The sequence below is a fragment of the Streptomyces sp. NPDC058291 genome (genome assembly GCF_042880855.1).
Lineage (GTDB): Bacteria > Actinomycetota > Actinomycetes > Streptomycetales > Streptomycetaceae > Streptomyces.
In genome coordinates this window covers 1-21,724 of the sequence record NZ_JBHVYK010000007.1, presented here as the reverse complement: position 1 = coordinate 21,724, position 21,724 = coordinate 1, and the positions used below count along the sequence as shown (strand labels likewise).

The 21,724-nt window shown below is 73.4% G+C and carries 19 protein-coding genes and 1 pseudogene; 16 read left to right on the top strand and 4 right to left on the bottom strand.

What is annotated here, in order from left to right; translation table 11 throughout:
- The first annotated feature begins 157 nt into the window (after positions 1–157).
- From ACFVYK_RS05305 to ACFVYK_RS05295, 3 genes are all read left to right on the top strand, one after another.
- Positions 158–1,129, top strand: a complete 972-nt coding sequence (locus ACFVYK_RS05305; RefSeq protein ID WP_389768728.1) for an aldo/keto reductase — start codon at positions 158–160, stop codon at positions 1,127–1,129.
- A 162-nt stretch (positions 1,130–1,291) separates the two neighbouring features.
- Positions 1,292–1,906 (top strand): TetR/AcrR family transcriptional regulator, encoded by a 615-nt coding sequence (locus ACFVYK_RS05300; protein WP_389768725.1) that lies wholly within the window; start codon positions 1,292–1,294, stop codon positions 1,904–1,906.
- Positions 1,903–3,426 (top strand): MFS transporter, encoded by a 1,524-nt coding sequence (locus ACFVYK_RS05295; protein ID WP_389768723.1) that lies wholly within the window; start codon positions 1,903–1,905, stop codon positions 3,424–3,426. Before ACFVYK_RS05300 ends, ACFVYK_RS05295 begins: the two co-directional genes overlap by 4 nt.
- A 397-nt stretch (positions 3,427–3,823) precedes the next feature.
- Here the strand turns inward: ACFVYK_RS05295 and ACFVYK_RS05290 are convergent, their stop codons facing one another.
- Entirely contained in the window at positions 3,824–4,495 is a 672-nt protein-coding gene (locus ACFVYK_RS05290; RefSeq protein WP_389769019.1) for a lysophospholipid acyltransferase family protein, read from the bottom strand.
- Positions 4,496–4,689: 194 nt separating this feature from the next.
- Between ACFVYK_RS05290 and ACFVYK_RS05285 the strand changes: the two genes are divergently transcribed.
- The 4 genes from ACFVYK_RS05285 to ACFVYK_RS05270 all read left to right on the top strand — a co-directional run bounded on the left by ACFVYK_RS05285 (position 4,690) and on the right by ACFVYK_RS05270 (position 7,473).
- Complete coding sequence (locus ACFVYK_RS05285) at positions 4,690–4,938, top strand: hypothetical protein (protein ID WP_389768721.1); 249 nt, start codon at positions 4,690–4,692, stop codon at positions 4,936–4,938.
- Positions 4,939–5,165: 227 nt separating this feature from the next.
- Positions 5,166–6,356 carry a glycerophosphodiester phosphodiesterase gene (locus tag ACFVYK_RS05280; RefSeq protein WP_389768720.1) on the top strand — a complete coding sequence of 397 codons (1,191 nt, stop codon included), beginning with the start codon at positions 5,166–5,168 and terminating at the stop codon, positions 6,354–6,356.
- A gap of 67 nt (positions 6,357–6,423) precedes the next feature.
- Complete coding sequence (locus ACFVYK_RS05275) at positions 6,424–6,930, top strand: RNA polymerase sigma factor (RefSeq protein WP_389768718.1); 507 nt, start codon at positions 6,424–6,426, stop codon at positions 6,928–6,930.
- A 45-nt stretch (positions 6,931–6,975) separates the two neighbouring features.
- Positions 6,976–7,473, top strand: a complete 498-nt coding sequence (locus tag ACFVYK_RS05270; protein WP_389768715.1) for a GNAT family N-acetyltransferase — start codon at positions 6,976–6,978, stop codon at positions 7,471–7,473.
- On the opposite strand, the gene ACFVYK_RS05265 is transcribed toward ACFVYK_RS05270, so the two are convergent.
- Positions 7,463–7,882 carry a hypothetical protein gene (locus ACFVYK_RS05265; protein WP_389768714.1) on the bottom strand — a complete coding sequence of 140 codons (420 nt, stop codon included), beginning with the start codon at positions 7,880–7,882 and terminating at the stop codon, positions 7,463–7,465. The two genes, ACFVYK_RS05270 and ACFVYK_RS05265, sit on opposite strands and share 11 nt — an antisense overlap.
- A gap of 1 nt (position 7,883) precedes the next feature.
- Positions 7,884–8,243: a hypothetical protein gene (locus ACFVYK_RS05260; protein ID WP_389768711.1), complete on the bottom strand. Its 360-nt coding sequence runs from the start codon at positions 8,241–8,243 to the stop codon at positions 7,884–7,886.
- A gap of 69 nt (positions 8,244–8,312) precedes the next feature.
- On the opposite strand from ACFVYK_RS05260, the gene ACFVYK_RS05255 reads away from it, so the two are divergent.
- From ACFVYK_RS05255 to ACFVYK_RS05215, 9 genes are all read left to right on the top strand, one after another.
- Positions 8,313–8,966, top strand: coding sequence for an HAD-IA family hydrolase (locus ACFVYK_RS05255; RefSeq protein ID WP_389768709.1), 654 nt, complete (start codon positions 8,313–8,315; stop codon positions 8,964–8,966).
- 309 nt (positions 8,967–9,275) lie between these two features.
- Positions 9,276–10,319: a methionine ABC transporter ATP-binding protein gene (locus tag ACFVYK_RS05250; RefSeq protein WP_389768707.1), complete on the top strand. Its 1,044-nt coding sequence runs from the start codon at positions 9,276–9,278 to the stop codon at positions 10,317–10,319.
- The gene (locus tag ACFVYK_RS05245; protein ID WP_389768704.1) at positions 10,316–11,053 is read left to right on the top strand and encodes a methionine ABC transporter permease; all 738 of its coding nucleotides are present in this window, start codon (positions 10,316–10,318) and stop codon (positions 11,051–11,053) included. Before ACFVYK_RS05250 ends, ACFVYK_RS05245 begins: the two co-directional genes overlap by 4 nt.
- A gap of 76 nt (positions 11,054–11,129) precedes the next feature.
- Positions 11,130–11,963: a MetQ/NlpA family ABC transporter substrate-binding protein gene (locus ACFVYK_RS05240; protein WP_389768702.1), complete on the top strand. Its 834-nt coding sequence runs from the start codon at positions 11,130–11,132 to the stop codon at positions 11,961–11,963.
- Between the two features lie 164 nt (positions 11,964–12,127).
- A complete protein-coding gene (locus tag ACFVYK_RS05235; protein WP_389768699.1) occupies positions 12,128–12,766 on the top strand; it encodes a GNAT family N-acetyltransferase in 639 nt (212 codons plus the stop codon).
- Positions 12,767–12,853: 87 nt separating this feature from the next.
- A complete protein-coding gene (gene cbiE / locus ACFVYK_RS05230) occupies positions 12,854–14,071 on the top strand; it encodes a precorrin-6y C5,15-methyltransferase (decarboxylating) subunit CbiE (RefSeq protein ID WP_389768696.1) in 1,218 nt (405 codons plus the stop codon).
- A gap of 366 nt (positions 14,072–14,437) precedes the next feature.
- The gene (cobT, locus tag ACFVYK_RS05225; protein ID WP_389768695.1) at positions 14,438–18,814 is read left to right on the top strand and encodes a nicotinate-nucleotide--dimethylbenzimidazole phosphoribosyltransferase; all 4,377 of its coding nucleotides are present in this window, start codon (positions 14,438–14,440) and stop codon (positions 18,812–18,814) included.
- A 150-nt stretch (positions 18,815–18,964) separates the two neighbouring features.
- Entirely contained in the window at positions 18,965–20,197 is a 1,233-nt protein-coding gene (gene cobA / locus ACFVYK_RS05220; protein ID WP_389768692.1) for a uroporphyrinogen-III C-methyltransferase, read from the top strand.
- Positions 20,198–20,260: 63 nt separating this feature from the next.
- Positions 20,261–21,079: a TrmH family RNA methyltransferase gene (locus ACFVYK_RS05215; protein WP_389768689.1), complete on the top strand. Its 819-nt coding sequence runs from the start codon at positions 20,261–20,263 to the stop codon at positions 21,077–21,079.
- A 296-nt stretch (positions 21,080–21,375) separates the two neighbouring features.
- Here the strand turns inward: ACFVYK_RS05215 and ACFVYK_RS05210 are convergent.
- Positions 21,376–21,724: pseudogene (locus ACFVYK_RS05210) on the bottom strand (serine/threonine protein kinase); the annotation flags it as partial.

The window sequence follows — 21,724 nt, the reverse complement described above, 5'->3', positions numbered from 1 at the left end:
GCGCCGTTCAGTCGGCGGCCTGCGGGACCACGCCGGCTGTCGGCAGCCGACTGCCGACTGCCGGGAGTCGGGAGTCGGGAGTCGGGCGCCGAGGCCGAGGTCGTCGCGGGTTACGTTGGTCGGGAGCCGAACCGGAGCCGACCCCACGGAGCCCGCGATGCCCTTCGCCCGACTGGCCACCGCAACGACCCCCACCTGTCACATCGGCTTCGGCCTCGCCGCCGTGGGCCGCCCCGGCTACCTCACCCTCGGCCGGAACGAGGACCTCGGAGCGGACCGCAGCGTCGAGGCGTTGCGCGCCCGCACCCACGAACTCCTCGACGCGGCCTACGCCCAGGGCGTGCGCTACTTCGACGCGGCCCGCTCCTACGGCCGCTCCGAGGAGTTCCTGGCCGACTGGCTGAAGGCCAGGCCCGACGTGGACGACGTCGTCGTCGGCAGCAAGTGGGGCTACACCTACACCGCCGGCTGGACCACGGACGCCGAGCAGCACGAGGTCAAGGACCACGGCCTCGCGACCTACGAGCGCCAGCGCGCCGAGACGGCCGAGCTGCTCGGCGATCGGCTCGACCTGTACCAGATCCACTCGGTGACCCCGGACAGCCCGGCCCTCACCGACAAGGAGCTCCACGCGCGGCTGGCCGAGGCCGCCGCCCGGGGGATCACCGTCGGTTTCTCGACCAGCGGCCCCGCCCAGGCCGACGCGATCCGCGCCGCCCTGGCCGTGACGGTCGACGGGGAGCCCCTCTTCCGCACCGTCCAGTCGACGTACAACGCGCTGGAGACCTCGGCCGGCCCCGCTCTCGCCGAGGCCCACGACGCCGGGCTCACGGTGATCGTGAAGGAGGGCATGGCCAACGGCCGTCTCGCCGGCCCGCACGCGCCGGACGCCCTGAAGGCGGTCGCCGCCGATACCTCCCTCGGATGCGACGCGGTCGCTCTCGCCCTCGTTCTGCACCGCCCCTGGGCGGGAGTCGTCCTGTCCGGCGCCGCCACCGCCGCCCAGCTCGCCTCCAACCTGCACGCGGCCGTCGTCGACCTGGACGACGACCAGCTCGACCGGCTGGCCGCCCTCGCCGAGGAGCCGCGCACGTACTGGGAGCGGCGCGGGCGCCTGCCCTGGCACTGACCGTACTGGGAGCGGCGCGGGCGCCTGCCCTGGCACTGACAGCCCGACCGCCCTCGCTGCCGTCGGCCGCCCACCGCCGACCGCCGAAAACGGATGCCGACCACTTGAGGCACGTCCGCCCGGCGTGAGACAATGATGTCTCACATGGGTTACAGTCGTCTCATGGCCGTCGACCGTGACCACGTACTGCGCAGCGCAGCCGCTCTGCTGACCCGGAGATCCACCACGACGATGGACGAGGTCGCCAAGGCGGCCGGGATCAGCCGCGCCACGCTGCACCGGCACTTCGCCGGGCGTGACGCGCTCGTCCGCGCCCTGGAGGCGCTCGGCATCGCCGAGTGCGAGTCCGCCCTGGACGCGGCCCGCCTCGACGACGGCCCGGCGAGCGACGCCGTGCGCCGACTGGTCGCCGGAATCCAGTCCGCCGCCGGTCTGCTCGCCTTCCTCTACACCGAGAACCAGCTGTTCGAGGGCGAGGAGCAGCACCAGGGCTGGACCCGGATCGACGACCGGATCTCCGCTCTCTTCCGGCGCGGTCAGCTCGGCGGCGAGTTCCGCATCGACCTCACGCCGGCCTGGCTCACCGAGGCGTTGTTCGGCCTGCTGGCCTCGGGCGTCTGGATGGTGCAGAGCGGCAAGGGCGCGCCGAAGGACTTCCCGCACATGGTCGTCGAACTGCTGCTCGGCGGCGCGCTGAGGCATCCCGCAGGACCAAAGGATCCCGCACCTCGGGAACCCGCATCTCGCCATCCCGCACCACGAAGGAAGGAATCATGACCAGCACCCTGCAGCCGACGACCACGACCGAGGCGGTGAGGCGCCCCGACCGTTGGCTCGCACTCTCCGTCCTCGTGCTCGCCGTGCTGCTGGTGGCCGTCGACGCGACCGTCCTCGGCCTGGCGACCCCCTACATCAGCGAGGACCTCGCGCCTTCCGGCACCCAGCTCCTGTGGATCGGTGACGTCTACTCGTTCGTCATCGCCGGCCTGCTCGTCTCGATGGGCAGCCTCGGCGACCGCATCGGCCGCAAGCGCATCCTGCTCGCCGGGGCCACGGCGTTCGGCCTCATATCGGTCCTCAACGCCTACGCGACGAGCCCCGAGACGATGATCGCCGCCCGGGCGCTGCTCGGCGTGGCCGGCGCGACCCTGATGCCCGCCACCCTCGCCCTGATCCGCAACCTGTTCCACGACCCGCGCGAGCGCAGCCTGGCCATCGGCATCTGGGGCGCGACCGCCTCCGCCGGCACCGCCGTCGGGCCCGTCGTCGGCGGCTTCCTGCTCGAACACTTCTGGTGGGGCTCGGTCTTCCTCATCAACGTGCCGGTGATGGTCGTCCTGGTCCTCGTCGGCATCAGGACGCTCCCCGAGTCCCGCACCCCGAACCCCGGCCCGTGGGACCTGCCGAGCGTCCTGCTGTCGCTGGTCGGCATGATCGGCGTGGTGTACGCCGTCAAGGAGGCCGCCACCCACGGCCTCACCTGGGCCTCGCTGAGCGCCGGTGTGCTGGGCGCGGCGGCGCTGCTCGGCTTCGTCCGCCGCCAGCTCACCCTCCCGGCCCCCCTGCTGGACATGCGCCTCTTCCGCAACCGGGGGTTCAGCGGCGCGGTCCTGGCCGACCTGCTCACCATCCTGGGCCTGTCCGGCCTGGTGTTCTTCCTCTCTCAATACCTGCAACTCGTCCAGGGCCGCGCCCCGTTCGAGGCCGGGCTGGCCGAACTGCCCGCCGCGATCGGCGCGGTGGCGGCCGGCCTGGCGGCGGGCCGGGTCGCCCGTCGACTCTCGGTGCGGGTCGTGGTCTGCGGCGGCCTCGCGATGATCGGACTCGCTCTGGCGGCGCTGACCGCGATCGGACCGTCCACCGGCTATCCCGCGCTGGGGGCCGTTCTGCTGGTGGTCGGCGTGGGCGCCGGCTTCTCCTTCACGGTGACCGCCGACGTCATCCTCGGCTCCGTGCCGAAGGACCAGGCGGGTGCGGCGTCCGCGGTGTCCGAGACGGCGTACGAACTCGGCGCGGCCCTGGGCATCGCCGTGCTCGGCTCGATCGTGACGGGCGTCTACCGCGACTTCGCCGCCCCCGCGGGCACACCGGCGGGCGCCCACGAGTCCCTGGGCGGCGCGGTGGAGGCGGCCGGTCACATGCCGGCGACCGCGGCCGGGGAGATGCTGACGTCGGCCCGCGAGGCGTTCGTCGACGGCCTGACCATGGCGTCCGCGGTGGGCGCGGCGGTCCTGCTGGCGACGGCGACAGCGGCGTGGTTCCTGCTCAGAGGCCAGCACCTGGAAACCTCCGGCTGAGAACCCCAGCCAGAGAGCGGCAAAACGACCGCGCCCGTGATCAGGCCCGCGAGCAACGGCGCGCCCAGCGCCCGACGCACCTGCACGGGAAGCACGGCCGCCGGGTGGCGCCTTTCGGGGGCGCGGGGAACGGCGCGCCCTGCCCCCGACGTACCTGCACCTGACGCACGGGCGCAGGTGGCGCTCTTCAGGGGCGCGGAGAACGGCGCGCCCTGCCCCCGACGCACCCGCACCTGACGCCCGGCCGCAGCCCTCGGTCGTAACCGCAGCCCCAACGCACCGGCACAGGAAGCCCGGCCGCAGCCCCCGGTCGCAACCGCGGCCCCCGGTCGCGACCGCAGCCCCGGCTGCAACCGCAGTCGCCGGCGACGAAAGCCCCCGCCCGACCGCCGGAGGCCTACGCGGCTTTGGCCTTCGTGGCGTACATGTCCACGTACTCCTGCCCCGACAACCGCATGACCTCGGTCATGACCGAGTCGGTGACGGCCCGCAGCACATAGCGGTCCCGGTCCATCCCGTCGTACCGGGAGAACTCCATCGCCTCGCCGAACCGCACGGTGACCCGCCCGGGCCGGGGCATTCCCGCACCGCCCGGCTGGAGCTTGTCCGTGCCGATCATCGCGAAGGGGACGACCGGCGCCCCGGTCATCAGCGTCAGCCGGGCGATGCCGGTGCGCCCCCGGTAGAGGCGGCCGTCGGGCGACCGCGTCCCCTCGGGGTAGATGCCGAAGACCTTGCCCTCCTCCAGGATCCGACGGCCGGTCATCAGCGCGGCCACGCCTCCGCGGCCGCCGTCGCGGTCCACCGGGATCATGCCGACCCCGGTGAAGAACCAGGCCATGAGCCGGCCCTTGAGGCTCTTGCCGGTGACGTACTCGTCCTTGCCGATGAAATACACCTGCCGGTCGCAGACGAGCGGCAGGATCATGGAGTCGATGAACGTGAGGTGATTGCCCGCCAGGATGACGGGGCCGTCGCCGGGGATGTGCTCCGCGCCCTCGACCTGCGGGCGGAACATCAGGCGCATGACCGGTCCGAGCACTGCCTTGATGAGCGCGAAGCGGGACAACGAGCCCTCCGATGTCAAGGGGAAACGGTATGAGTATGTGCAGGTGAGGACGATACTCGCGGCGGCGGGCCGGACGCACATCGGGTCACCCGGGTCTTACGCACTGTTGACGTACGTGCACCTGTACGGCCGATCCGTCGTCCGTCCGTCATCCGGCCGGAATGTGGGGGCAACGCCGCGGAACAGGCGGAGCCGTGGTCCTCGCCGTCGCCCTCGCCGTCCTGCCGCTGTGCCTGCTCGGCGCCCCCGTGACGGTCCTGGCCCGCAGGGACCGCCGCCGGTTCGGGAGCCCGGACACGGCCCGTGTCGAGGCGCGGGCCGACCGCGAGCCGCGCGAGGCCTGCGGCCGGGTGCGCCTGGCGAACCGCTTCGTCGCCCAGGGCGCGCTCGGCGCCCTGCGCGACCGGGACCACCGCGACCGGGACCACCGCGACCGCCACTGACCCGCGTTCCCCCCGCCGGCCGCGCCGAACCCGTCCCACCCGACGGATCCGATGATCCGTCACATCGCGGTACGCGCTGTTCCGCACCTGGCGTAGGGGACACCCCGCACCCGCCGTACGCCACACGCCATCCCCTGTCACCCGCATGTTGGGCCCGGGGTCTCCCGACGGTCATGTTCACGCCCCTACGATCGGCCCGCACGGACGAGCCGACGGCAGGAGGCCCCATGGGCACGCAGGGCACGCAGGGCACGCAGAAGTCGAACCAGCAGGCGGGCGTGAGCGGAACCGGACGGCGGGCGCTCCTCGGCGCGGCCGTGCTCGGCGCCACCGGAGGCGTCCTCGGTCTGTCCGGCACGGCGAGAGCCGCCGAGGCGCGGCACGAGGGAGGCGGCCTCCGGAGCCTGCCGACCCCGACGGTCATTGGTCACCGCGGCGCCAGCGGCTACCGCCCCGAGCACACCCTCGGCTCCTACCAGCTCGCCCTGGACCTGGGCGCCGACATCGTCGAGGCCGGCGACCTGGTGCCCACCAGGGACGGCCACCTGGTCTGCCGTCACGAGCCGGAGATCGGCGGCACGACGGACGTCGCCGACCATCCCGAGTTCGCCGCCCGCAGGACCACGAAGGTGCTCGACGGCGTCTCCACCACCGGCTGGTTCACCGAGGACTTCACCCTCGCCGAACTGAAGACCCTGCGTGCGATCGAGCGCATCCCGGCCAACCGCCCGCACAACACGCTCTACGACGGGCGCTGGGAGATCCCCACCTTCGAGGAAGTCCTGAAGTGGCAGGACGAACAGACCCGCAAGCGCGGCAAGCAGGTGTGGATCTACCCCGAGACCAAGCACCCCACCTACTTCCGCAGGCTCGGGCTGGGCCTGGAGGAGCGGGTCGCGAAACTGCTGCACCGGCACGGCAAGGACAGGAAGAACTCACCGGTCGTCCTGCAGTCCTTCGAGCCCACCAGCATCCAGCGGCTGAACGAACTGGTGGACAACCCCCTGGTGGTGCTGCTGTCCACCGCGGACTCCCGCCCCTGGGACTTCGTCGAGGCGGGCGACCCGCGCACGGTCGCGGACCTGATCACCCGCTCCGGCCTGCGCGAGATCGCGGGGTACGCCCAGGGCATCGGCCCCACCCTCGACCTCGTCATCCCGAAGGACGCGGCCGGCCGGCTCACCAAGCCGACCAGCCTGGTCAAGGACGCCCACGCGGTCGGCCTGATCCTGCACCCCTACACCATGCGCAACGAGAACCCCTTCCTGCCCGCGGACTTCCGCAAGGGCGCCGACGCGGACGCCTACGGCGACTCCTTCGCCGCGTTCCGCACCTACTTCGCGACCGGCATCGACGGGGTCTTCACGGACAACCCGGACACGGGAGTGCTCGCCCGCGCCGACTTCGTCAACGGCTGAGTCCTCGTTGGAGTGACAGTCGGCCGCCCGGGCAACCGGCCGCCCGGGCGGCCGCATCGTCCGGCACATGACGCACGACCTGCTCACCGCCCTGCGCCCGCTCCTCACCGCGGAGGCCTCCGCCGAGGCCCACGCCGCCGGCGCCGAACCCGGAGACCTGGAACAGGCGGTATGGCTCCGTCTCCTGGAGCACCTCGCCACCGACGGACCGCCGCGCGACCCGCAGCGCTGGCTGCGCCGGGCCGTGCGCGCCGAGGCCCGCCGCACCCGCCGTACGGTCCGCCGTGAACAGCCGTACGCGACCGACCCGGCCGACGACGCGGAACGCGGTCCCGAGCAGCTCGCCCTCACCGCCGCCCGCCACCGCGCCCTGCGGGAGGCTGTGCACCGTCTGCCGGGCCGCTGCTCCCGTCTCCTGCAGGCCCTGCTGTCGCCGGAGGACCTCACCTACCGGGAGATCGCGGGGGAGTTGGGTATCTCACAGGGCAGTCTCGGACCGGAACGTTCCCGATGTCTGGGATGTCTGCGGCGTTTGCTGCCGCCGGAGGTTGCGGCCCGCGAAGGGCGGGGATAGGAGTGAGGGACCACAGGCGATCAGGTGAGCGGGAGGCGTGCGCACATGGGCATGAGCGTGACCATCTCGGTGGCGAGCGAGCAGGACACCGAGCAGATCTTCAGGCTGCAGTACCTGTGCTTCCAGAGCGAAGCCGCGCTGTACGGCAACTACCGCATCGCCCCGCTCGTCCAGACCCTGGCGTCGGTGCGGGAGGAACTCGCCACCGACTGCGTCTTCGTGGCCCGGCTGGGCGACGAGGTGGTCGGCTGCGTACGCGGCAACCTGACCGAGGACGGCGCCGCGGCCATCGGCAAGCTCTGCGTCCACCCGCGCCTGCAGGGCCACGGCATCGGCGCCAGGCTGTTGCGCGCCGCCGAGTCGGCCCTGTCCGAGGAGCGCGGCGCCAAGAAGTTCCGCCTCTTCACCGGCCACCGCAGCGAGGGCAACCTCCGCCTCTACCGCCGCGTCGGCTACCAGACCGTCGGCACCTCCCAGGGCGCGGACGGCGTGCCGATGATCGTCCTGGAGAAGCAGGCGGGGGAGTACGCGGCTACCGCGTAGCGGCGGTCCGGGACCGCCGCAGCCAGTACAGCGCGGACAGCGGCAGCAGGACCGGGATGAAGACGTATCCCATCCCGTACTGCGACCACACGGTCGAGTCGGGGAAGGCCGACGGCTCGACCAGCGTCCAGGTACCCACGATCAGCACACCCGCGAGCTCGGCGGCGCAGCAGATCTGCGCCGCCCTGCGGGCCGTCTCCCCGCCGCGCACCAGCGAGTACGTGATGAATCCGTACACCACGCCCGCCACCGCCGACAGCGAGTACGCCAGCGGCGCCCGGTCGAATTCGGTGGCGATCTGGTACGCCGACCGGGACACCGCCCCGACCACCATCACGCCGTAGAACCACACCAGCAGCAGCCCGGGCCCGCTGATCAGCCGGCCCGGCTTCTCCTGCGTCGCCGTCATCTCAGCCTCCCCAGATGTCGAAGAGCCGCACCTCGAGCACGGCGAGCACCACGCCGGCCGCGGCGACCGTCACGGAACCCCAGCGGGTCCGCTCGGCGAGCGACATGAAGCCCGCCGTCGGAACGCAGGCGAACGCCCCCAGCAGATACGCCACGAAGATCGTCGTGCCCTGCTCCGGCTTCTCGCCCCGCGTCAGCTGCACGATCCCGACCACCAGCTGGACCACGGCCAGCAGCGAGACCACGGCCATCCCGATGAAGTGCCAGTCCTTCGTCGGCTGGTCACGGTAGGCGGCCCAGCCGCACCAGGCGGCGAGGAGCAACGCGGCGACGCCGGTCGCCAGCGTCAGGGCATCAAGCATGCAGCGACCTTATTACGCCCGAATCGGCCCCTGGTGGTCGCCCCCGCGGCCCGACGCGGGGTCGCGACCATGACGAGCCGGACGGTCCCCGCGCAGGCCCTCCTCATCGACAACGACGGCACACTGGTCTCCACCCCCGCCTCTGTCGGGCGCGGCTGGACGCGGTGGGCGCGCGAGTACGGGATCACCGCCGAGGACCTCGCCCGGACCGAGCTGCACGGCCGCCCCCGCCGTGCAGGTGGTCGCCGATCTGCTGCCGAGCAGGTCGACGCCGCCGTGCGGGACGCCGTCCACCTCCAGCCGTCCGACGCGGGCGACGGCCTCGGCGACCCGCTGCCGCGCACGGCTCGACCCGCGCTCGGGGATGCCCATCGCGGCACCGCCGACGACGTCGACCGCGCCGAGCCCGACCCGCAGTCCTGTCTGCTCGCCGCCCGCCGACTCGGCGTCGACCCGGGCCGCTGCGCCGTCTTCGCGGACCCGCCGGCCGGCCTGGCGGCGGGGCGGCCCGTCGGCATGACGACCGTGGCGTTGGCCACAACCCACCAGCCCCACGAGCTCGACGCCGATCTCGTGGTGCCGGACCCCCGCCCTGTCGGCGCTGGTCACCGACGGGGCCGTGGAGATCTCCGTCCGACGCTGACCCGCGTCCGGACGCCGTCCAGGCGTGTCCAGCATGCGGACACGCCGGTCCCCGTCAGGACCGTACTTCTGCTTTACTGATGCTCATGACCACGACGAGCCGCCGCACCCCTGCGACCGAGGCGACCATGACGCCCGGTGCTCGTTGTCTGTGTCGAATGTGCGCCTTCTAGAGGGCCCCCGCACCACCCCCGAGCTCGCGCCCCGAAGCGAGCCGCCGTGGCAGGTCCGTACGCCGCACGCACGCCGTACATGATCTGAGCCGCGCCCGCGCACAGGTTTCTCCCCGGTCTCCCGCCACAGCGAGAACCGTGTCGCGTCCTGACAGCCTGCATCCGTGCGCCCGGGCACACCCACGCCCGCGCACTCGACAGTGACGGATACCCCCACGTGATCACCACCACGGGCCTGAGCAAGGTCTACCGCTCGCGCGGCCGTGCGGTCACCGCCCTCGACGGCGTCGACCTGCACGTCCGCGAAGGCGAGGTGTACGGCGTCATCGGCCAGTCCGGCGCCGGCAAGTCCTCGCTCATCCGCTGCATCAACCTCCTGGAGCGCCCCACCGCCGGCACGGTCACCGTCGCCGGACAGGACCTCACCGCGCTGGCCGGCCGCGGACCGCGCGCCGGCAGGGAGCTGCGGCAGGCGCGCAGCCGCATCGGCATGGTCTTCCAGCACTTCAACCTGTTGTCCACCCGGACCGTGCAGGACAACGTGGAACTGCCCCTGGAGATCCTCGGCGTCTCGCGGACCGAACGTTCCCGCAAGGCGCTGGAGCTGCTCGACCTGGTCGGCCTATCCGACAAGGCGAAGTCCTACCCCGCCCAGCTCTCCGGCGGTCAGAAGCAGCGCGTCGGCATCGCCCGCGCCCTGGCCGGCGACCCGAAGGTGCTCCTGTCCGACGAGGCCACCAGCGCACTCGACCCGGAGACCACCCGCTCCATCCTCCAGCTGCTGCGCGACCTCAACCGGCAGCTGGGCCTGACCGTCCTGCTCATCACCCACGAGATGGACGTGGTGAAGTCGATCTGCGACTCCGCCGCGCTCATGGAGAACGGCCGCGTCGTCGAGTCCGGCACCGTCAGCGAGCTGCTGGCCACCCCCGGCTCCGAACTGGCCGCCGCGCTCTTCCCGGTCGGCGGAGAGGCCACCGCCGACGACCGCACGGTCGTCGACGTCACCTTCCACGGCGAGGCCGCCACCCAGCCCGTCGTCTCCCAGCTGTCGCGCACCTACAACATCGACATCTCGATCCTCGGCGCCGCCATCGACACCGTCGGCGGCCTGCAGATCGGCCGCATGCGCATCGAGCTGCCCGGCCGCTACGAGGACAACGTGGTGCCCATCGGCTTCCTGCGCGAACGGGGCCTGCAGATCGACGTCGTGGACAGCGCGGCCCGGGACGCCGCGCTGCTGAAGGAGGACGCCAAGTGACCTGGTCCGAGATGCAGCCCCTGCTGTCCCAGGCGTGTTGGGACACCCTCTACATGGTCGGCTGGTCCACGCTCATCGCCGTCGTCGGCGGCCTGCCGCTCGGCGTCCTGCTGGTCCTGACCGACCGGGGCGGCCTGTTGCAGAACTCCGTCGCCAACAAGGTGCTCGGGCAGACCGTGAACATCGCCCGCTCGATGCCCTTCATCATCCTGATGGTCGCGCTGATGAACTTCACGCGCACCATCACCGGGACGACCATCGGTCGCGAGGCCGCGATCGTGCCGCTCGCCATCGGCGCCATCCCGTTCTTCGCACGCCTGGTCGAGACGGCCGTCCGCGAAGTGGACGGGGGACTCGTCGAGGCCGTGCAGGCGATGGGCGGCAACACCTGGACCATCGTGCGCAAGGTCCTCGTCCCGGAGGCCCTGCCCTCCCTCATCGCCGGCACCACCACCACGATCGTCGCGCTCATCGGCTACTCCGCCATGGCCGGCACGGTCGGCGCCGGCGGCCTCGGCGACATCGCCATCCGCTACGGCTACCAGCGCTTCGAGACCCAGCTGATGTGGATCACGGTGGCGATCCTCGCCGTCGTCATCGCGCTCATCCAGTTCGCGGGCGACTACGCGGCCCGCTCCCTGCACCGCCGCGGCGGCCGCTCGGGCCCGGCGCCGAAGCTCCGCCTCCTGAAGGCGAAGGAGCCGGCGGCCGCGGACATCAGCAAGATCGCCTGAGCCCGCCCAGGGCCACCCCACCGACTCCCCGCACACCCCACGCGGGGCCGCTACACCCTCAGGAAAGGCACTTTTCGTGCGTAACACCGCAAAGCTCACCACCGCAGTCCTCGCCGTCGGCGCCCTCACCCTGGGGCTCAGCGCCTGCGGCTCGGACAAGGACTCCGGCTCCGCCTCCGACGCCGGCGGCCCGCTGGTCGTCGCCGCGAGCCCGACCCCGCACGCCGAGATCCTGAACTTCGTCAAGGACAAGCTGGCGAAGAAGGCGGGACTCGACCTGGAGGTCAAGGAGTTCACCGACTACGTCACGCCGAACACGGCGACGGAGGACGGCTCGGTCGACGCCAACTACTTCCAGAACCAGCCGTACCTCGACGACTTCAACAAGAAGAACGGCACCCACATCGTGCCCGTCGTCACCGTCCACCTGGAGCCGCTCGGCCTCTACTCCCACAAGGTCAAGAGTGCCGACGCCCTGAAGAGCGGCGCGACGGTCGCCGTCCCGAACGACAGCGTCAACGAGGCCCGCGCCCTCAAGCTGCTCGCCGCGAACAAGCTCATCACCATCAAGGACGGCGTGGGCAACGACGCGACCCCTGCGGACATCACCGCGAACCCGAAGAAGCTCAAGTTCAAGGAGCTGGAGGCGGCCCAGACCCCGCGCTCCCTGGACGACGTGGACGCCGCCGTCATCAACGGCAACTACGCCATCGAGGCCGACCTGAAGCCCGCTTCGGACGCCCTCGTCCTGGAGTCCGCCACGGACAACCCGTACGGCAACTTCCTCGCCGTCAAGGACGGCCACAAGGACGACCCGCGGGTGAAGAAGCTCGCCGAGCTCCTCACCTCCGCCGAGGTCAAGAAGTTCATCCAGGACAAGTACGACGGTTCCGTCATCGCCTCCTTCTGAACACACCGGCCGGCCTGGGGACCGGTGGCCGCGCACGGGGTCCGCACTGCCGTCCGGTGCGGACCCCGTGGTGTGGTTCCGGCGGACATGCTGCATGCTGGGCAGTTCAGCGGGCCCTGACGGGTCGGCAGGTTCACGAGGTCCCGAAGGTTACGGAGCGGCGCATGACGAGCACCTTCCCCACCATCTCCATCAGCACGGAGCGGTTGGTGCTGCGCCCCCTCGACGAGGACGACGTCCCCGCCCTGGCCGACATGATGAACGACGAGCAGGTCGGGGCCTGGACCGCCGTGCCGCAGCCCTTCGACGAGGCGGCCGCCCGCCGCTGGATCACCGAGCACGCGCCCGCCGAACGCGCCGCGGGCCGCGGCCTCGACCTCGCCGTCACCGAGTTCCTCACCCAGCGCCTGGTCGGCGTCGTCCAGCTGGCCAAGACCAACTGGCACGTCCGCTCCACCGAGCTGTCGTACATCATCGGCCCCTGGGCGCGCGGCGAGGGCTACGCCTCCGAGGCGGCGCTGGCCACCGCCCAGTGGCTGCTCACCGACCAGAAGTTCGAACGCATCGAGCTGCGCACGGCCGCCGACAACACCGCCTCCCAGCAGGTCGCCCAGAAGATCGGGTGCATCAGCGAGGGCGTGCTGCGCGGCGCCTGCATAGCGCGCGTCCGCGCCGAGGACGGCGGGTGGAGCGAGGTGCGCACCGACTACATCGTGTGGAGCCTCCTCCCGGAGGACCTGGACGGCGGCGGGGAGCACTTCGCGGAGAGCGGCGGTTTCACCTCGTACTCCGACTGGAACTGACCCCGGGGCCACCGCCCTCCCCGGACGCCCCGACCAGGTACCCTCACGGGGCCCGCTGCCTGCGTGAACCCGGGGGAGACTGACGAGATGGCCGACCGCGTCACCGTGATCGGCTGGGACGGCTCGCCGCTGACCGCCGCGGCCCGCTCCGCTCTGGGCGCCGCCACGCTGGTGGCCGGCGCCGCCCACCATCTGACCCTGCCCGAGGTGCCGCCCGCCGCGGACCGCATCCGGCTCGGCAGCGTAGCCCTGGCCGCCCGCCGCATCGCCGGCCACCGCGGCACCGCCGTCGTGATCGCCGACGGCGACCCGGGCTTCTTCGGCGTCGTACGGGCCCTGCGCGCACCCGAGTTCGGCCTGGAGGTCGAGGTCGTCCCCGCCGTCTCGGCCGTGGCCGCCGCCTTCGCCCGGGCCGGCATGCCCTGGGACGACGCCCAGGTGGTCGTCGCCCACCGGCGCACCCTGCGCCGCGCGGTGAACGTGTGCCGCGCCCACCCCAAGGTCGCCGTCCTGACCTCTCCGGGGGCCGGCCCCGCCGAGCTCGGCCTGCTGATGGAAGGCGTGCACCGCACCTTCGTGATCTGCGAGGAACTCGGCACCGACCGCGAGCAGGTCAGCGTCGTCACCTCCGACAAGGCCGCCGACCACACCTGGCGCGATCCCAACGTCGTCATCGTCATCGGCGGCCCCACCGGTCAGATCGTCTCCGGCGACGGCGGCTGGATCGCCGGCCGCGACCCCGGCGTCGGCCCGCGCGGCTGGGCGCTGTCCGGCGAGGCGTACGGCGGCGGGCTCGGCGAGGGGGAGGCGCCGCTGCTGCGCGCGGCCCAACTCGCCCGACTGGGCCCGCGCGTGGGCGACCTCGTCTGGGACATCGGCTGCGGCAGCGGCGCCTTCGCGACCGAGGCCGCCCGGGCGGGCGCCGCCGTCATCGCCGTCGACCGGGACCTGGAGGCCTGCGCCCGCACCGACGCCGCCGCGCGCCGCCACGGGGTCCAGCTCCAGATCGTCCACGGCGGGGCCCCGCACGTCCTGGAGGACCTGCCCGAACCGGACGTCGTCCGGGTCGGCGGCGGGGGAACGGCCGTGGTCTCCGCGGTCGTCGACCGCCGCCCGCAGCGCATCGTCACCCACGCCGCGACCCGCGACGCGGCCGAACGCGTGGGCCGCGACCTTTCCGAACACGGTTACGGCGTCGAGTGCGCCCTCGTCCAGTCCGTCGAACTCGACACGCGGGACTGGACGGAGACGGAGCGGAGCGTCGCGTTCCTGCTCACCGGGGTTCTCGCCGACCGCCGACCGTGACCGGGTCCGCCCTCCCCGTGATCCTGTTGTCGTACCGCGCGCGGTAGGCTGGCCGATCGTCGTACCGCTTCCGTTCGCCCGGCGCTTCGTCGGTCAATGTCCGGAAAACACCTCCCTTTTGGGTTGGGTGTGGTACGGCAGAACCGGAGGACGCGCAACGTGGCGCAGTCCACAGCGGAGCCTCGCCGATCAAGCTGTCGCGAGGCGACGACGGCCGGGACAATGCCACTGAATGGCTTTGTCGCTTTTTCGGGCGGGTCGCTCGTGCCGCTGGGCACGGACGCTCGTTCTTCACTACGGGGCGGTCGGTGCGCCTCTCCGGGTGAGCCGGCCGTAGAAGCACTAACCGATGGGCGAGGGGTACGCATGACGGACACCGGCCAGGTCCCGGGCGAGGGGCTGCCGGAGAGCGCAGGCATGGTGGAGCAGCCGGGCGCCCCCGCGCACGGTGCGTACACCTACCTCTCCGAGACCACCGCCGAGGACGAAGACCTGTTGCTGCTGCCGGGCGCCCAGAGTGCGTGGGGCAACGAGGTGGCGCCGCCCGCGCCGGAACCGGTGGTCGAGGCGGTCCACGAGCCCGGTCCGCACGAGACGGCCGGCCGCGACAGCGGTTCGGTCGATCTCAGCGCCGTCCGCCTTCCCGGCCCGTCGACGCCCCAGGCGACCCCGCGACGCCCCCTGCACCTCGGTCCGCCGATCCCCGACGCCTCCGCCAGCCCGGTCCGCTCGCTCGCCGACCGCGGCCCCGCGGGCGTGCCGGTGCGCCAGCCCGGTCCGTCGGCGTCCGGGCCCGAGTACCCCGACGTCCCGCAGCTGCTGGAGATGCCCCCGCAGGGCGCGTCCCCCTGGGGTGCGGCATCGCCCACGGCCCAGGCGCCGGCCGCTTCCGCCGGGCCGGCCGGGGAGTCGGTTGTTCCGGCGGCGGTAGCGGAGACGCGGCAGGCCGAGCCGGTGGGCGTGGCCCAGGCCGTGGTGGCCCGCGTCGCCACCGAGGCCGTCGCGGCGAGCGCCCCGCAGGAGACCCACGAGCCCGAGGCGGCGCAGGAGAGCCGGTCCGCCCGGGGCTACGGACTCGTCGACCCCGGTGAGCTGCTCGGCGCGGCGATGATGGCCGAGGCCCAGCAGGGCCCCGCCGACGACGACCAGGCGGCGGACGCCGCCGTGGCCGCCGTCGAACAGCCGGGGGAAGCGGCGCAGGCGCCTACGCCGGAGACCGCGGAAGGCCCCGAGCGCGCGCCCGCCGAACAGTCGGCCGGCGCCCCGGAGGCCGCCCGGCCCACCGACGTCGAGAACGTCACCGACGCCGCCGAGCCCGCACAGCCCGCCGAGCCGGCACAGCCTGCCGAGCCAGTTCGGGCCCAGGCCGCCGAGTCGGCACAGCCTGCCGAGCTGGCACAGCCCCCACAGTCTGCCGAGCCGGCCCAGCCTGCCGAGCCGGCCCAGCCGGCCCAGCCTGCCGAGCTGGCAGAGCCTGCCGAGCCGGCCCAGGCCGCCGAGTCGGCCCAGCCCGCACACCCTGCCGAGCTGGCACAGCCCGCACAGTCTGTCGAGTCGGCCCAGCCTGCCCCTGCCGAGCCGGCCCAGCCTGCCGAGCCCGCACAGCCCGCTGAGCCGGTCGCCGCCGACCCGGCCGAGACGCCTGAGGCGGTCGAGGAAGCGGAGCCGGCGGAGACCGTCGTGCCCGACCCGACCGAGACCCCCGCGACGGACCCGACCGCCGCCGAAGCGGCCGAGCCGGCGGCGGCGAGCCCTGTCGAAGAGCAAGCGTCCCCGCAGCCCCAGGAGCCTCTGGAGCCGCAGGGGTCCCAGGAGCCCGTCGTGGTCCCCGACGAGCCCTCCGCGGACCGCCCCGAAGCCTTCGAGACGTCGGAGACGCCCGCGGCCGAATCCGAGGCGGTCACGGTCGCCGACGTCGTCCACGAACCCGAGCCCGAGGCCGTACCGGTCCCCGACCCGGCCGTGACCCCCGAAGCACCGGAGCCGACGGCGTCCGCGGAGGAGCCGCCCGCCGCCCACACCGCTGAGGTCCCCGAGGTCCCCGAGACCGGGGTCGTCCCCGACCCGGTGGTCCCCGACCCCACGCCCCTCGAGGTCGCGGCGGAGCCCGTGGTGGTGCAGGCCGTTCAGCCCGCCCCCGGGATCGAGCCGCAGCCGCAGCCGCAGGCGGAAGAGTCGGACCAGGCTCCCGCACCCGCCGTGGACGCCGTCCAGAGCGCGGACGGGGCATCCCACACCGCGGACGCCGACGCGTCCGCCACGGACACGACCCCCTCGCAGGAGCCGGAGCCGGAAACCGTCCCCGTGGCGGCCAACGCCCAGCCGGAGCCGGCGACAGCCCTCGTGGAGCCCCCGGCGGACACAGCGGACATGGCCGAGACGGCGCAAACGGCAGAGGCGGCCCAGCCGTCCCGGCCCGCAGAGTCCGTCGAAGCGGCTCCCGCGCCCGCCGTCGTCCCCGAGCCCGTCGTGCCCCTCGTGGTCGACGCCCCGCCCGCCGCGCACCCGCAGCCCGTGCAGGCCGCGCCGACCGCCGCCCAGCAGGCCGCCCCCCAGCCGTCCGCCGACGAGTCCGACGCCGCACTCCCGCACGCAGCCGCTCCCATGGCCCCCTCGCCGGTCCAGGCCGGTCCGGAGCAGCCCGTGGCGGTCCAGCCGCTGGGCCGGTTCGTGCCGGTCGAAGGCACGGCGGCTACCGCTGCGCACCTCGCCGCGGCCCCGCCGCACGGCCCCGTGATCCCCGCGCCGGAGCAGCCGTCCCCCGAGGCGGAGGACGGGCCGGCTGTCGAGGTTCAGGAGGCCGAGGCGGTCGCCGCCCTTCCCGAGGCCCCGGTTCCGGTCCCCGCCCCTCGCGGCGGCGACCCGGTCGCGGCCCCCGCCCTCGCGACCGCGGAGCGCGAGACCGTCGTCGACCCCGAAGTCGCCCAGAACCCGGAGGACCTGCGGACCAGGGCCGCCGACGAGGAAGAGAGCCGGGCCGCCGCGGTGGAAGAAGCGCCACAGTCCACCGGCCCGGCCGCGCCCGCGTACAACGACGCCGAGCGCGAGGCCGTCCTGAAGGTCATGCGCGAGCGCCGGGACATCCGCAACGGCTTCCGCGGCGATCCGATCCCGCACGAGGTGCTGCTGCGCGTCCTGGAGGCCGCTCACACCGCGCCCTCCGTGGGCCACTCCCAGCCCTGGGACTTCGTGGTCATCCGCTCGGCCGACACCCGGCGCGCGATGCACGAACTGGCGACGCGTCAGCGCGACGCGTACGCGAAGTCGCTGCCCAAGGGGCGGGCCAAGCAGTTCAAGGAACTGAAGATCGAGGCCATCCTCGACACCCCGGTGAACATCGTGGTCACCGCCGACCCGACCCGCGGCGGCCGGCACACCCTGGGCCGTCACACCCAGCCGCAGATGGCGCCGTACTCCTCCGCGCTCGCGGTCGAGAACCTCTGGCTCGCCGCCCGCGCCGAGGGCCTCGGCGTCGGCTGGGTCAGCTTCTTCGACGAGCGGGAGATGGTCCGCGCGCTGGGCCTGCCCGAGCACCTCGATGTGGTCGCCTACCTCTGCGTCGGCTACGTCGACGAGTTCCCGGACGAGCCCGAGCTGATGCAGGCCGGGTGGGCCAAGCGCCGCCCGCTGTCATGGGTCGTCCACGAGGAGACGTACGGCCGTCGCGCGCTGCCCGGCGAGGACCCGCACGACCTGCTCGCCGAGACCGTCGCCAGTGTCCGACCGCTGGACGCCAAGGCGCTCGGCGAGGCCTGGGAGCGGCAGAAGCGGATGACCAAGCCGGCCGGCGCGCTCGGCATGCTGGAGATCATCTCCGCGCAGCTGTCCGGCCTGTCCCGGCAGTGCCCGCCGCCGATCCCGGAGCCCGCGGCCGTCGCGATCTTCGCCGGCGACCACGGCGTGCACGCGCAGGGCGTCACCCCGTGGCCGCAGGAGGTGACGGCCCAGATGGTCGCCAACTTCCTCGGCGGGGGAGCGGTCTGCAACGCCTTCGCCACCCAGGTCGGCGCCGAGGTCTGCGTGGTCGACGTCGGCGTGGCCGCCGATCTGCCCGGCACCCCCGGTCTGCTGCCCCGCAAGATCCGCGCCGGGACGTCCGACATGACCACCGGCCCCGCGATGACCCGCGAGGAGGCCAAGCAGGCGATCGAGGTCGGCATCGAGACGGCCCGCGATCTGGTCGCGGCCGGCAACAAGGCGCTGCTCACCGGGGAGATGGGCATCGCGAACACCACCGCGTCCGCCGCCCTGATCTCCGTGTTCACGGGCGCCGACCCGGCCGAGGTCACCGGCCGGGGGACCGGCATCAACGACGAGACGCTCGCCCGCAAGACCGAGGTCGTCCGACGCGCGCTGGACCTCCACCAGCCGGACCCGGCCGACCCGATCGGCGTCCTCGCCGCGATCGGCGGCTTCGAACACGCGGCCATGGTCGGCCTGCTGCTGGGCGGCGCCTCCCTGCGCACGCCCGTGATCCTGGACGGCGTCAGCGCCGGCGCGGCCGCCCTGGTCGCCCGCGCGATCGCCCCCGAGGTGCTCGCCGCCTGCATCGCGGGCCACCGCAGTGCGGAGCCCGGCCATGTGGCAGCCCTCAACAAGCTGGGTCTGCGCCCCCTGGTCGACCTGGACCTGCGTCTGGGCGAGGGCACGGGCGCGCTGCTGGCCCTGCCGCTGGTGCAGAGCACGGCCCGCGCCATGCACGAGGTCGCGACGTTCGACTCGGCGGGTGTGACCGAGAAGTAGCGCCCCGCTCCGGGGCCGGCGGGCATGCGCTTGTGCTGCCCCCCGGCCCCGCCGCATGCTGAAGCCACCTCTAAAATGCGCACGTCAGGGCCGCTCCAGAGCCGCAGCGCCCGCCCACTGCTCTCTGCCCGTACGAGGAGCCGCACCCTCATGGCCGAACACCCCGCCTACCCCGTAGGTCTCCGTCTCGCCGGCCGCAGGGTCGTCGTCCTCGGCGGCGGCCAGGTCGCCCAGCGCCGCCTGCCCGCCCTGATCGCGGCGGGCGCGGACGTGCACCTCGTGTCGCCCGAGGCGACCCCGTCCGTCGAGGCGATGGCGGACGCGGGCGAGCTCCTGTGGTCGAAGCGCCCCTACGCCGAGGGCGACCTCGCCGCGGCGTGGTACGCCCTGATCGCGACCAGCGACCCGGACGCCAACCGGCGGGCCTCCGCCGAGGCGGAGGCGCACCGCGTCTGGTGCGTGCGCTCCGACGACGCCGACGCCGCCACCGCCTGGACCCCGGCCACCGGCCACAGCGAGGGCGTCACGGTCGCCGTCCTCACCACGCAGGCCAGCGGCCGCGACCCCCGCCACACGGCGGCCGTCCGCGACGCCGTCGTCGAGGGCCTGCGCGACGGCACCCTCGTGGCCCCCCACCACCGCACCCGCACCCCGGGCGTGGCCCTCGTCGGCGGCGGCCCGGGTGACCCGGACCTGATCACGGTGCGCGGCCGCCGCCTGCTCGCCGAGGCGGACGTCGTCATCGCCGACCGGCTGGGCCCGCGTGACCTCCTCGCCGAACTTCCGCCGCACGTCGAGGTGATCGACGCGGCGAAGATCCCCTACGGCCGGTACATGGCGCAGGAGGCCATCAACAACGCGCTCATCGAGCACGCCCAGCAGGGCAAGTCGGTCGTCCGCCTCAAGGGCGGCGACCCGTACGTCTTCGGCCGCGGCATGGAGGAACTCCAGGCGCTCGCCGAGGCGGGCATCGCCTGCACGGTCGTGCCGGGCATCTCCAGTTCGATCTCGGTGCCGGGCGCGGCCGGCATCCCGGTCACCCATCGGGGAGTCGCCCATGAGTTCACGGTGGTCAGCGGGCATGTCGCCCCCGACGACGACCGCTCCCTGGTCGACTGGCCGTCCCTCGCCAAGCTCACCGGCACGCTGGTGGTCCTGATGGGGGTCGACAAGATCGGGAAGATCGCCGACACGCTCGTCGCACACGGAAAGTCGCCCGACACCCCGGTCGCCCTGGTCCAGGAGGGCACGACGGCCGCCCAGCGACGCGTGGACGCCACCCTCGCCACGGTCGCCGAGAGGGTACGCGCCGAGGAGGTCAGGCCCCCGGCGGTGATCGTCATCGGCGCGGTCGTCGCCGTCGGCCCGCCGACCTCTGAGTAACCGCGGGTAACACAACCGTTCCGAGCCGTTGGCACCACACCCAGGACAAGGCAGTATCACCCTGTGGCCGATCTCATCACCGTTGACGATCCCGACGACCCGCGCCTGCGCGACTACACCGGCCTGACCGACGTCGAGCTGCGCCGCAGACGCGAGCCCGCCGAGGGCCTGTTCATCGCCGAGGGCGAGAAGGTCATCCGCCGGGCCAAGGGCGCCGGGTACGAGATGCGCTCGATGCTCCTCTCCGCCAAGTGGGTCGACGTCATGCGCGACGTCATCGACGAACTCCCGGCGCCGGTCTACGCCGTCAGCCCTGAGCTCGCCGAACGGGTCACCGGCTACCACGTCCACCGCGGCGCGCTGGCCTCCATGCAGCGCAAACCGCTGCCGACAGCCGCCGAACTCCTGCAGACCGCCCGCCGGGTCGTCGTCATGGAGTCGGTCAACGACCACACCAACATCGGCGCGATCTTCCGCTCGGCGGCGGCCCTCGGCATGGACGCCGTGCTGCTCTCCCCGGACTGCGCCGACCCCCTCTACCGCCGCAGCGTGAAGGTGTCGATGGGCGCGGTCTTCTCGGTGCCGTACGCCCGGCTCGACAGCTGGCCCAAGAGCCTGGACTCGGTCCGCGAGGCCGGCTTCGCCCTGCTGGCGCTCACCCCGGACGAGAAGGCCCGCAGCCTGGACGAGGCGGCTCCGCACCGCATGGACCGGGTGGCCCTCATGCTCGGCGCGGAGGGCGACGGCCTCTCCACCCAGGCACTGGTCGCCGCCGACGAGTGGGTCCGCATCCCGATGTCCCACGGCGTCGACTCGCTCAACGTGGGCGCGGCGGCGGCGGTCGCCTTCTACGCGGTGGCCACGGGCCGGCCGCAGACCTAGCCCCGGTGGGGCCTGTCGTTTGGATCAGTTCGAGCGGGAGGGGCCCCACCGCGTCGACTCCGCCGGTTCCCGGCCCGGGCGCGTGGGGCCGGTCCCTCGGGCCGCGACGGCGGTCCCCCTCCTCCGCCTTGCAGGTGCACGCACCAAGCCCCGCTCACGGCGGTGACCAGGACCGTCGGACTCCCGCAGCCTGATCCGAACGACAGTCCCCGGCGGGCTTCCGTCCGGAGCCGGACCGCGCCTCGACTCTCGGCAGGGCTCGCAAGCGCCTGCCGCCGCGTGTCCGGCGGACCCGGTCAGTCCCCGAGCGGGCCCGGCCCGTCGAGTCCGCTCAAGCGGTGCGGGCTGTCCGGCCCGTCCGTCGCCGGGCGTACGTGCTCCTGCTGGCGCCGGACGACGCCGTCCTGCACGCCGAGTCCGCGCGCGGGACCCTCGCAGCCCTGGACGACGGCGATGCCGAGCGCCACGAACAGCGTCACCACGACGAACACGAAGATCCGCTGACGCAGCAGCCGCGGGTTGGCCGGCCGCCGCCCGGTCCCCGTGTTCCTCGGCCCCGGACGGCCGGCCCCGCCGCGCGGCGCGGGCCTGCCCCCGTTGCCGGGACGGGTGGTGCGCGAGCCGGGAGCGGGCCGGGCCCCGGAC